Here is an 11,619-nt window from a genome sequence, read left to right as displayed (position 1 = left end):
TATGAGAACGCAACTAACCACCTTATTTTTAATTCTTTTCATATCGCCGTATGCCTTGTCACAGGTAGTCACAGAGATTATTATACAAGATAATAAAAGGACTAAAACAGGTTATATAACCTCTCTCATTGACCTTAAGGTAGGGCAATCATTAGATAGTCTGACACTTAAAAGTGATGTTTTGCGTCTAAAACGAGAAGCGGGAATTGCCCATGCATATTATCAAGTTCATCAAACTGACCAAGGTTATAAAATTGTCTATGGTGTTGAAGAAAACTTTACCATCATTCCTTCTTTCAATTTTTATACTACTAATGACGATGAGATAGCTTATCGTCTTGGTCTCGCAGAATTTAATGCCTTAGGTCGAGGTATTTCTATAGGAGGACATTACTTAAGAGATATCTATGATTCTTATGGTGCCGGTATACGGGCGCCTTATCTATTCAATAAACATATAGGTGTCGCTGTTAACTATCAAAATCTAACTACAGAAGAACCCGTATTTTTTAATGAAGGCACGGCTCTTTATAGGTATAATAACAACTCTATTGAATTGTCTGGACTTTACCAGTTCAATCTTAAAAATAGAGTAGAATTAGGTTTTAGTTTATTTACAGAAAAATATGAATATAAATCAGGTACCATTAGTAATCAAGCGCCATTAAACCTTGATGTCGATAAACATTTAGTAAAGTTTATCTATGAATACAATGGGATCGATTTCTACTATCAGTATAGTGAAGGTTTTAGAAATATGTTCAATGCTCAATATGTAGAAAGTACTAATAGGGCACTACCCAGTTTTTTAATCGTCAGAAATGATTTAACTTATTTTAAAAGAATAAAAAAACGAGGGAACTGGGCTACAAGATTAACATTAGGTCTAGCAACAAATGATGAGTCTCCATTTGCACCATTTGCTGTTGATAATAATTTAAATGTACGTGGAGTAGGAAATTTAATAGATCGTGGTACAGGATCTGTAGTCATCAACACAGAGTACAGACACAGTATCATCGATAAGGAATGGTTTGTACTGCAGGGAAATGCGTTTATAGATGCCGGTACGTGGCGCAATCCTGGCGGTTCATTTTCTGACTTTACTAATTCAGATAATGTACGAGTTTATCCAGGATTAGGAGTGCGTTTCATGCATAAACGTATTTTTAATGCGATATTACGTATTGATTATGGAGTAGGTATTACACCTGGTTCTACACATGGATTCGTTTTTGGAATAGGTCAATATTTTTAATTCCGCTTTCGCGAAAGCGTGTTATAATATAATTATCCAAAAAACACACCATGCAGATACCTACCAGGAACTAATGTAAAGCCTCCTGCAATCATTATAGCGCCAACGTAAAGCATTACCATTTTGATTTTATGCTTACGCACATTTCCTCGTCGTATAGCCGTAAAAGCTGTGGGAATAGAGTAAAGTGTTAACAGACTGAATAGATGAATCCACCCAAAGTGATTTAAGAATTGAGGACCTACTAGCGCCGGTAAAAACAAGGAAACAATCGCTGTGATTAACATCATAAGCATATAGATCTTCCCTAAAACTTTGTGTAAAGCATTTCCTTTTCTAAAAAAAAGTAAGTACGCTCCTAGAAATATACATGGTACAACAGTGACCAGATGTAAATACATTAAAAAATAATAGGAGTTGCTGTATAGTAACATGTGTTGTTTTCTTTAAATATAGATGGTCATGTTAAAAGTTTAATTATATAAAGTGCTCAACTGTAAAAGTAATAGACTCAACTGTAAATATAAAGTATAAAAAAAGCCCTGATTGTTTGTCAATCAGGGCTTTGAATTTGAAAAAAGTTCTTTTATCCTATTATAGAATTTAAAGTTGCGCTAGGGCGCATCGCCTTTTCTTCCTTTACAGGATCTGCCTTATAATATCCACCTATATCCATAGGTTGACCTTGAACAGCTATTAATTCCTCATTAATTTTAGCTTCATTATCTGAAAGTGAAGTTGCTATTGTAGCAAACTCAGCAGCTAATTCGGCATCAGTAGATTGTGCAGCAAGCTCTTGTGCCCAGTATAATGCTAGATAGTAATGAGAACCACGGTTATCCAATTCATTCACCTTACGTGATGGAGATTTGCGATTTAATAAGAATTTCTCAGTAGCAGCGTCTAGGGCATCTGCGATAACTTGGGCTTTTTTATTATCATACTTTACAGCAAAATGCTCAAGAGATACCGCAAGGGCAAGAAACTCTCCTAAAGAATCCCATCTTAAGTGATTTTCTTGTTCAAATTGTTGAACGTGCTTTGGGGCAGATCCACCTGCGCCAGTTTCAAATAATCCGCCGCCATTCATTAAAGGAACGATTGATAACATTTTAGCACTAGTTCCTACTTCTAGAATAGGGAAGAGGTCAGTATTATAATCACGCAATACATTACCTGTAACAGATATAGTGTCTTTTCCATCTTTCATGCGACGTAGGGTGCGTTCTGTCGCTTCTACTGGTGATGCGATAGTGATATCTAATCCGGTAGTGTCATGATCTTTTAGATAAAGATTTACTTTTTCTATGATCTGTGCGTCATGAGCGCGATTTTTATCTAGCCAGAAAATAGCTGGTGTCTGACTAGCTCGTGCACGAGTTACAGCTAGTTTTACCCAATCCTGGATAGGAGCATCTTTAGTCTGACAGGCTCTCCATATATCTCCAGCTTCCACTTCATGTTCTAGATAAACAGTTCCATCTGCATCGACAACCTGAACTGTTCCACCATATGCAATTTCAAAAGTTTTATCGTGTGACCCATATTCTTCAGCCTTTTGAGCCATAAGACCTACATTTGGGACGGTTCCCATTGTTTTAGGATCAAATGCACCATTTTCCTTACAGAAATCTATTGTAGCAGCATATATTCCTGCATAAGAGCTATCAGGTATTACAGCTTTAGTGTCTTGAGATTCTCCATCTTTATTCCACATCTGGCCAGAATTTCTAATCATAGCTGGCATAGAGGCATCGATAATCACATCACTAGGTACATGTAAATTAGTAATGCCATGATCACTATTCACCATTGCTAGTGATGGTCTGTATTCTAATACGTTGCGTATTTCATCTTGGATCTCTTCTCTTTCTAATTCTGGTAACTCATGTAATTTACTTAGTAAATCACCAAAACCATTATTTACATCAACACCTAGTTTATTGAAAACTGTAGAATACTTTTCAAAAAGAGGTTTGAAGAATACTTCTACGGCATGCCCGAAAATAATTGGGTCAGAAACTTTCATCATTGTCGCCTTCATGTGTAAAGAGAATAATACATCTTTCTCTAAAGCATCATCAATTTGCTCTTCTAAAAATTCTAGTAATGCTGTCTTACTCATGTAAGTTGCATCTAGGATTTCACCTTTTAATAAGGCAAGGTCTTTTTTAAGTATATGAGTTCTATCAGCTTTATCAATAAGTTGAATAGTTACTGAAGTGTCTTTAGTAGCAGTAAAACTTTTCTCGTTATGAGCAAAGTCACCATGATCCATTGTGGCTACATGCGATTTTGAATCTTTACTCCATGCACCCATGCTATGTGGATTATTGCGTGCATACATTTTAACAGGTTTAGGAGCTCTACGATCAGAGTTTCCTTCTCTTAAAACTGGATTAACAGCACTACCTTTTATTTTATCATAACGTTGTTTGTAATCCTTTTCCTCATCGGTTTGAGGATCCTCTGGATAATCAGGTAAGTTATAACCTTTTGCCTGCAACTCTTCAATAGCATCATTAAGTTGTGGCACTGAGGCGCTTATGTTAGGTAATTTGATAACGTTTGCCTCTGGGTTTTTAACTAATTCTCCTAATTCTGCAAGAGCATTTTCTTCTTGTTGATTAGTATCTAATCGATCTGAAAAAACTGCTAGAATACGTGCAGCTAGAGAAATGTCCTTAGTCTCTATGTTAATTCCAGCGGGTGCAATGAATTTTTTTACAATAGGTAAAAAGGAAGCGGTAGCAAGTGCTGGTGCCTCATCAGTTTTAGTGTAAATTATAGTAGGAGTCTTGGACATTTATTATGATTTTTAATTAGTATTATTTTCTCAAATTATCTTAATTGAGTAGTCTCGCAAATATAATATTTAGCAAGCTTATTTAAAACCTTATTATCATAAGCTTAGTTGTTAAATATTTCTTTTTCATCACTAAGTCAAGAGATTTTTTAAGCATCACTCAATATGGATAAAAGATGAAGTATACAGTATTGATTAAGACTAACAAAAAAAAGCTGCCCATTGGACAGCTTTTTTTAATATAAATAAGATCTAGTAGACTATTTTCTACGAGCTTCTTTGATACGTGCTTTCTTACCAGTAAGTTCACGGAAATAGTAGATACGCTTTCTACGTACAGCTCCGGCTTTGTTCAATTCAATTTTCTGAATTGCTGGAAGGTTGATAGGGAAGATACGCTCTACACCTATGTTACCACTCATTTTTCTTATTGTAAAAGTTTTTGTAGCACCTGTTCCTCTCACCTGGATAACAACTCCACGGAAAAACTGTGTACGGCTTTTTTCACCTTCTTTAATCTCGTAGTACACAGTGATTGTATCACCAGCACCAAACTTAGGGAAATCTTTCTTTTCAATGAATTCGTCTTGTACGAATTTTACTAAATGTTCCATGTTGAATGGGAATTAATTTGTTTAAGTAAAGACTAACATTCACGAATATCGTCAGAGGTTAATTTTTACGAGCCGCAAAAATACAAACTTCTTTAACTGTAACAAATGTTTTTAAAGAAAAATAATAAGTCTTGATAGAATTGTTGAATTATTGAATGATAAGTTTCTTTACAGTGCTATAAGTATCACTTTGTATGCGTAAGAAATAGATACCGGCTGCTAGCTTAGATACATCAAAATCAATAACAGATTTATTCAAGCCACTCTTTGCATTGTAAACTTGCTCTCCTAAAGAATTAATGATTGTTATACCTACACTTTTAGTGCTAGTGCGATTTACTCTTAATTTAAGAACGCCATTTTTAATCGGGTTAGTTAAAAGTGTAAACTCATCTTCAATATCAATATTAAATGTATTTGAAACAACAATATCTTCTACCGGAGTCGCTGCTGTTAAAGCAGGACTAGTAAAGATTATTAAAAGTAAAAAAAGTAAAAATTGTTTCATGTTTGTCTACATATTAAAGTAAAGTTACAACATTTCAATCAATTATAAACGTTAAAGATCGCTTAAAAGATCTGGTCGTCTATCCTTGGTGCGTTGTATAGCTTGGTCTTCTCTCCATTGATCTATAGCTGGTAAATTTCCACTCAATAAAATTTCAGGAACTTTATGGCCTTTATATTCTGCCGGTCGTGTGTATACTGGTGGAGCAAGAAGGCCATCTTGAAAACTATCTGTTAATGCACTAGTCTCATCACTAATCACGCCAGGAATTAATCTGATGATAGAATCACATAAAACTGCAGCACCTAATTCGCCTCCACTTAATACATAATCACCTATTGAAATCTCCTTAGTGATAAACATATCTCGCACTCTCTGGTCTATACCTTTATAATGACCGCAAATGATCATCAAATTTTCTTTAAGTGATATGTGATTTGCTATTCCTTGATTAAGAGTTTCACCATCAGGTGTCATGTATATAATTTCATCATATTCACGTTCACTTTTTAAATCTGTAATTATTTTATCTAATGGCTCAATCATCATCACCATACCTGCGCCACCACCATATTGGTAATCATCAACCTGATTGTATTTATTGAGACCATACTTTCTTAAATCGTGCATATGCACTTCTACAAGTCCTTTTTCAATAGCTCTTTTAAGAATAGAAGCTTCAAATGGACTTTTAATTAATTCTGGTAAAACGGTAACGATATCTATGCGCACGATTGCAAGTTTTAAAATGCAAAAATAGGTTTATTAAATGATAGCTCTCTATACTATTATAATTTACCAGTCACGTTCTTCAAAACCTTCATTTCCTTTCTTTTCAATTCGCTTAATGATTAAATAAATAACAATTCCTGCACAGGCTGCTATTCCTATTAAATAAACTAACATAATAAGTAGTGCTGTCATCTTATTTTATTTTAACCGCGGTCCCGTAGGCTAGGATTTCGCTTGCACCTTGCATTACCATTGAAGAAGTAAGTCTTACGTTAATAATAGCGTCTGCGCCCAGTCTTCTAGCATCGTCTACCATACGTTGCATGGCTTGATCTCTACTATGTGCTTGTAATTTTGTATACTCATCAATTTCTCCTCCTACTAGATTTTTTAAACCCGCAAAAATATCGCTCCCTACATTTCTTGCTCTAACAGTGCTGCCTCTAGCAACTCCTAGAATGGCTTCTATTTCTTTTCCTGGTATAAAATCAGTTGTTGAAACTATCATAATTTGTTTTTATTTATTTTCACCGACTTATTGCCAGCCTTATGAATTTTAAAGTTACTATTCTTTGTTGTGTTTTCGCTTTCGCGAAAGCGGAATTTTCTAAATCTCAAAATGAGGATTTGGGAAACGTACTTACCGATTTGCTTCTAATTTCTGACCGGTATGTTCAGCCAGCGGCTGAAGCTTCTGTGATGCAATCTAGTGCTGGTTGGTATCATAGTGCAAATTCTTTAGATAAGTATAAGGTCACCATTGCATTACATGCTAATGCTTTAGTCTTTCCATCAAGCAAAAAGAATTTTGATATCAATAACGATGACTTATTAAATTTAACGATACGAGGTGATGAGTCTACTACCATACCTACTACGTTAGGAGGTGAACAACGTACCTTTTTTGATTTTACAATTGATGGTGAAGAGTACGAATTTCAGGCTTTTGAAGGTATCGATACAGGATTTCTAGCCTACCCATTTTTACAAGTAGGAGTAGGGTTGTGGCAGGAAACAGAGCTTCTATTAAGATATTCACCTAATATAAAGATAGATAAATCTGATTATGCAATTTATGGAATTGGAGTAAAACATAATTTATCACAATATTTTTTCAAGGGTGATCGTCCTGTTGAGTTGGCGTTTTTAACCAGTTATTCTTTATTTGACTTAAATCTATCATTCAATCCATATGAATTACGATCTGATGATAATTTTCCGCCGCTAGCAGTTATCGATGGGTCTTTAGTTGACGCACATGCTATATTATTTCAGATAATAGCAAGTAAAAATTATAAGGACTGGACTTTTAGTTCAGGTGTTGCTTATAATCGTAGCTGGATAGATTATGAGTTAAGTGGAGACGATGGCATTTTTCTGCAAACTTTAAATCAAGTGCTAGAGGTTTTAAGTGAAACACAAGATAGCTACAAAGTGGATGTAGGTGCTACTTATCATTTTAATAATTGGGATTTGAGTTCTCAATTAAGTGCAGGTAATTTCATCAATTTAAATATAGGTGGTATTTATCATATTAATTAAACGATTTTTTAAAAAAGACAGCTTATTTTAAGTTTTTTGTAGTAAAAGAGGTTGATTACGTTAATATTGTAGCTCATTTTGTTAAAAGCAACGTTTTTTTTGTATAAATCTTAATTTAATAGTTTTCATTGGTTACATAGTCAAATTTATCTTTGTGTTATAATAATTAAGTATAACTAATATAAAGATTTAGACCAATGAAGAAGAGAATTTTAAGTACAATAGCTGTAGCAGGATTGTTATCATTAAATGCGGTAAATGCTCAAACCTATGAGCCATTACCGGGCGTTAATAAAGGGACAATTACCAATGTTAACGGTATCGCAGATGATTTAAAAGACGAAGGTGTTGTAGGAGTAGGCGATTGGACCAGTTTCAATACCCTTTCTAATCATATGTATTTATTAGAAGGAGCAAGCTTAGAGCAAACTAAAGTATTAGTTTCAAAAATGGGAACTAATATTATGATGTTAGATGATACCATGCCATCTTGGGTAAATACTGAGGAAGTTAGAGAAGATGTTGCTGATGTTCAGAAAGAATATAAAGAGCTTATTGCTTACAAGACAGATCGTGAAGAGTATATGGAAGATCTAGAAGAATTGACTGAGAAATATGAGGACTTGCGTGAAGAACTTAAAGAAGTTACTATGGAATACATTGGAGCTTTAGAATCAGCAAATGAAGAGCGTAAAGATCAATTAGAAAAAGGTAATTATGAAAAAGCTCAAGAAAAATATAATAAAGAAATAAAAGAGCTAGAACATATATCTGAAGAAAAATAATAGTTATTAAGATCTATAATTGTAAATAAAAAAATCCCATCATTGCTGATGGGATTTTTTATTTGCGAGAGGTTGTTAAACCTAATTTATTTTACTTTGTTTACTACAGCTTCAAAAGCTTCTGGGTGATTCATTGCTAAGTCAGCAAGAACTTTACGATTTAACTCGATATCATTCTTCTTAACAGCTCCCATAAACTGTGAGTAGCTCATTCCATGCATACGTGCACCAGCGTTGATACGCGTGATCCATAAGGCACGGAAAGTTCTTTTCTTATTTCTTCTATCACGGTAAGAGTAAGACATTGCCTTCTCTACTGCGTTTTTTGCTACTGTCCATACGTTTTTACGACGTCCGAAGTAACCTTTGGCTTGTTTAAGCACTCTTTTTCTGCGAGCTCTGCTCGCTACTCTGTTTTTAGCTCTAGGCATAATTTTAATTTTTTAATAGGAGGCGATTCATAAAGAATTCTTGATAAGCCTTTCTACTGGGTTTGTTATTAATTAATAAACCATCAAGGTTTACAATAAGGTCTTACTTAAGACGTAATTGTAACTTGATATTGTCTTCATCTGCTTTGTGCACAAGTCCATCGTGCGTTAAAGCTAGTTTACGCTTCTTACTTTTTTTAGTAAGGATGTGACTCTTAAAAGCGTGTTTTCTTTTGATTTTACCAGTACCTGTAAGCTTAAAACGCTTCTTAGCACTAGATTTAGTTTTCATTTTAGGCATAATTTCCTTTTTAAATTCTCGCATTCTCAGCACGAAAGCCGTTGAAATAAAACAGCCCTCATTTTGAGGACTGCAAAAATAGTATTTTTATTGATATCTACCTACTTTTTCTTAGGTGCAAGAAACATATTCATACGTTTCCCTTCTAGTTTAGGCATTTGCTCCACTTTACCTAGTTCTTCTAAGTCACGGGCAAGTCTTAATAATAGAATTTCTCCTTGATCTTTGTAGATAATAGAACGACCTTTAAAAAAGACATAAGCTTTCAATTTAGCGCCTTCTTTAAGGAACTTTTCAGCGTGTTTTCTTTTAAACTCGTAATCGTGGTCATCTGTATTAGGTCCAAAACGGATTTCCTTGATGACTACTTTAGAGGCATTGGCCTTCATCACCTTTTCACGTTTCTTCTGTTCATAGACAAACTTTTTGTAGTCCATGATTTTTGCTACCGGCGGATCTGCGTTAGGTGAAATTTCTACAAGATCTAACTCCATTTCACGTGCTTTTGCAAGCGCATCTCGTGTGTCGATTACTTGTGGTTCAACTCCTTCACCTACAAGGCGTACTTTTCTAGCGCGGATTTTCTCATTAATCGCGTGCTTGTCTTCTTTGATAATACGAGCCGGTCCGCGGCTTCTGCGTCTTCTTATTGCTATGGCTAAATAATTTTAATTAAACTTCAAATGTTTTTATTGTCGAGGCAATCTCGTCTTTTATAAGTTGGCTGAATGTTTCAACACTCATACTTCCTAAATCGTCTCCTCCATGTTTACGTACAGAAATTGTGCCGTCTTTTTCTTCTTGTTCTCCTACAATCAACATGTAGGGTAACTTGTTCATCTCAGCCTCACGGATTTTTTTACCCATGGTCTCGGCACGATTATCAACCGTTGTGCGAATTTCGTTATTTTCTAGCGAATTTGCCACTTGTTTAGCATAATTTTCATATTTCTCACTGAGAGACAGAATAGTACACTGCTCTGGCATCAACCATAATGGGAAGTTTCCGCCGGTGTGTTCTAATAAAATAGCTATAAAACGTTCCATACTACCAAATGGTGCTCTATGGATCATTACTGGCCTATGTGACTCATTGTCAGCTCCTTTATACCATAAGTCAAAACGTTCTGGTAAATTGTAATCTACTTGAATAGTACCTAATTGCCAGCTGCGACCTAGGGCATCTTTCACCATAAAGTCTAATTTAGGACCATAAAAGGCAGCTTCACCTTCTTCAATTACATAATTAAGACCTTTATCTTTTGCTGCACTGATAATCGCGTTTTCTGCAATTTCCCAGTTTTTAGTGTCACCTATATATTTTTCTGGTTTCTTAGGATCGCGTATACTTACTTGTGCTGTAAAATTCTCAAATCCTAAAGAGCCAAATACATATAACACTAAATCTATAACTGCTTTAAACTCTTTGTCAAGTTGCTCTGGCATACAGAAAATGTGCGCATCATCTTGAGTAAAACCTCTTACTCGAGTAAGTCCGTGTAATTCACCACTTTGTTCATATCTGTATACAGTACCGAATTCTGCAAATCGTTTAGGTAAATCTCTATAAGACCATTGTGAACTTTTATAAATCTCACAGTGATGTGGACAGTTCATAGGTTTTAATAAAAACTCTTCGTCATCATTAGGCGTCTTAATAGGTTGAAAAGAGTCTTCACCATACTTAGCATAGTGACCAGATGTAACATAGAGTTCTTTAGAACCTATATGAGGACTCACTACCATTTCATATCCAGCCTTTTTTTGTGCTTTCTTTAAAAAGTCCTCTAATCGTTCACGCAATGCAGCACCTTTAGGTAACCACAATGGTAAACCTTGACCTACACGTTGAGAAAAGGTAAATAATTGTAATTCTTTACCTAATTTTCTATGATCTCGTTTTTTTGCTTCTTCTAGTAATTCTAGATATTCTTTAAGATCTTTTTGTTTAGGAAAAGAAGTACCGTACATACGTGTTAATTGTGGATTATTTTCATCTCCACGCCAGTATGCACCAGCAATACTCATAATTTTTACGGCCTTTATAATTCCAGTGTTAGGGATATGACCACCACGACATAAATCAGTAAATGTATCGTGATCACAAAAAGTGATCTCACCATCTGTCAGATTTTCAATCAGTTCTACCTTATAAGGGTTATTTTGATCTTTGTAAAATTGAAGAGCATCTGCTTTTGAAACACTACGCATGGTAAACTCATGTTTACCACGTGCGATTTCTAGCATGCGAGCCTCTATTTTAGGTATATCACTTTCAGATATTGAATGTTCTTTAAAATCTATATCATAGTAAAAACCATTATCTATTGCAGGACCTATCGTTAAGCTTACACCAGGAAACAACTCTTCAATAGCTTGTGCCATAATGTGAGAAGTAGAGTGCCAGAAAGCTTCTTTACCTTCAGGATTACTAAAGGTGTATAGGACTAAACTTCCATCTTCAGTAAGAGGTGTTTTAGTTTCTACTTTAGTGCCGTTAAAACTAGCGCTTATTACATTGCGAGCAAGTCCTTGTGATATGCTCATCGCGACATCCATAGGTGTGGTGCCGTTTTCCATTTCTTTTATACTGCCGTCTGGCAAAGTAATTTTAATCATAACTACAAAATATGAACTTGCAA

At 34.9% G+C, this 11,619-nt stretch carries 14 protein-coding genes; 3 read left to right on the top strand and 11 right to left on the bottom strand.

Annotated features, from left to right (window positions below; all coding sequences use genetic code 11):
• Position 1 precedes the first annotated feature (1 nt).
• Complete coding sequence (locus BST92_RS00760) at positions 2 to 1,258, top strand: BamA/TamA family outer membrane protein (RefSeq protein WP_105069743.1); 1,257 nt, start codon at positions 2 to 4, stop codon at positions 1,256 to 1,258.
• 32 nt (positions 1,259 to 1,290) lie between these two features.
• On the opposite strand, the gene BST92_RS00755 is transcribed toward BST92_RS00760, so the two are convergent.
• The 7 genes from BST92_RS00755 to BST92_RS00730 form a co-directional block, all read right to left on the bottom strand.
• Positions 1,291 to 1,659 (bottom strand): DUF2306 domain-containing protein, encoded by a 369-nt coding sequence (locus BST92_RS00755; protein WP_245910825.1) that lies wholly within the window; start codon positions 1,657 to 1,659, stop codon positions 1,291 to 1,293.
• A 185-nt stretch (positions 1,660 to 1,844) separates the two neighbouring features.
• A complete protein-coding gene (locus BST92_RS00750; RefSeq protein WP_105069741.1) occupies positions 1,845 to 4,064 on the bottom strand; it encodes an NADP-dependent isocitrate dehydrogenase in 2,220 nt (739 codons plus the stop codon).
• A gap of 260 nt (positions 4,065 to 4,324) precedes the next feature.
• Positions 4,325 to 4,678: a 50S ribosomal protein L19 gene (gene rplS, locus BST92_RS00745; protein ID WP_105069740.1), complete on the bottom strand. Its 354-nt coding sequence runs from the start codon at positions 4,676 to 4,678 to the stop codon at positions 4,325 to 4,327.
• Positions 4,679 to 4,826: 148 nt separating this feature from the next.
• On the bottom strand, positions 4,827 to 5,186 hold the full coding sequence (locus BST92_RS00740; protein ID WP_105069739.1) for a T9SS type A sorting domain-containing protein: 360 nt from the start codon (positions 5,184 to 5,186) through the stop codon (positions 4,827 to 4,829).
• 51 nt (positions 5,187 to 5,237) lie between these two features.
• Positions 5,238 to 5,918: a tRNA (guanosine(37)-N1)-methyltransferase TrmD gene (trmD, locus tag BST92_RS00735; RefSeq protein WP_105069738.1), complete on the bottom strand. Its 681-nt coding sequence runs from the start codon at positions 5,916 to 5,918 to the stop codon at positions 5,238 to 5,240.
• 63 nt (positions 5,919 to 5,981) lie between these two features.
• Positions 5,982 to 6,110, bottom strand: a complete 129-nt coding sequence (locus tag BST92_RS15325; RefSeq protein ID WP_281256964.1) for a hypothetical protein — start codon at positions 6,108 to 6,110, stop codon at positions 5,982 to 5,984.
• Position 6,111: 1 nt separating this feature from the next.
• Positions 6,112 to 6,426 carry a YbjQ family protein gene (locus tag BST92_RS00730; RefSeq protein WP_105069737.1) on the bottom strand — a complete coding sequence of 105 codons (315 nt, stop codon included), beginning with the start codon at positions 6,424 to 6,426 and terminating at the stop codon, positions 6,112 to 6,114.
• Between the two features lie 41 nt (positions 6,427 to 6,467).
• Here BST92_RS00730 and BST92_RS00725 point away from each other — a divergent pair, with 41 nt between their 5' ends.
• Together BST92_RS00725 and BST92_RS00720 are read left to right on the top strand one after the other, a co-directional pair.
• On the top strand, positions 6,468 to 7,460 hold the full coding sequence (locus BST92_RS00725; RefSeq protein ID WP_105069736.1) for a DUF6588 family protein: 993 nt from the start codon (positions 6,468 to 6,470) through the stop codon (positions 7,458 to 7,460).
• A 197-nt stretch (positions 7,461 to 7,657) separates the two neighbouring features.
• Positions 7,658 to 8,245, top strand: a complete 588-nt coding sequence (locus BST92_RS00720; protein WP_105069735.1) for a hypothetical protein — start codon at positions 7,658 to 7,660, stop codon at positions 8,243 to 8,245.
• Between the two features lie 86 nt (positions 8,246 to 8,331).
• On the opposite strand, the gene rplT is transcribed toward BST92_RS00720, so the two are convergent.
• The 4 genes from rplT to thrS form a co-directional block, all read right to left on the bottom strand.
• Complete coding sequence (gene rplT / locus BST92_RS00715) at positions 8,332 to 8,676, bottom strand: 50S ribosomal protein L20 (RefSeq protein ID WP_006795594.1); 345 nt, start codon at positions 8,674 to 8,676, stop codon at positions 8,332 to 8,334.
• A 103-nt stretch (positions 8,677 to 8,779) separates the two neighbouring features.
• The gene (gene rpmI / locus BST92_RS00710) at positions 8,780 to 8,977 is read right to left on the bottom strand and encodes a 50S ribosomal protein L35 (RefSeq protein ID WP_040003310.1); all 198 of its coding nucleotides are present in this window, start codon (positions 8,975 to 8,977) and stop codon (positions 8,780 to 8,782) included.
• A gap of 101 nt (positions 8,978 to 9,078) precedes the next feature.
• Positions 9,079 to 9,591, bottom strand: a complete 513-nt coding sequence (infC, locus tag BST92_RS00705; protein WP_281257029.1) for a translation initiation factor IF-3 — start codon at positions 9,589 to 9,591, stop codon at positions 9,079 to 9,081.
• 58 nt (positions 9,592 to 9,649) lie between these two features.
• Positions 9,650 to 11,596, bottom strand: coding sequence for a threonine--tRNA ligase (gene thrS, locus BST92_RS00700; protein WP_105069733.1), 1,947 nt, complete (start codon positions 11,594 to 11,596; stop codon positions 9,650 to 9,652).
• Positions 11,597 to 11,619: the final 23 nt, after the last annotated feature.

This window comes from Nonlabens arenilitoris (assembly GCF_002954765.1).
GTDB lineage: Bacteria > Bacteroidota > Bacteroidia > Flavobacteriales > Flavobacteriaceae > Nonlabens > Nonlabens arenilitoris.
This window is presented reverse-complemented; position numbering and strand designations above follow the sequence as displayed.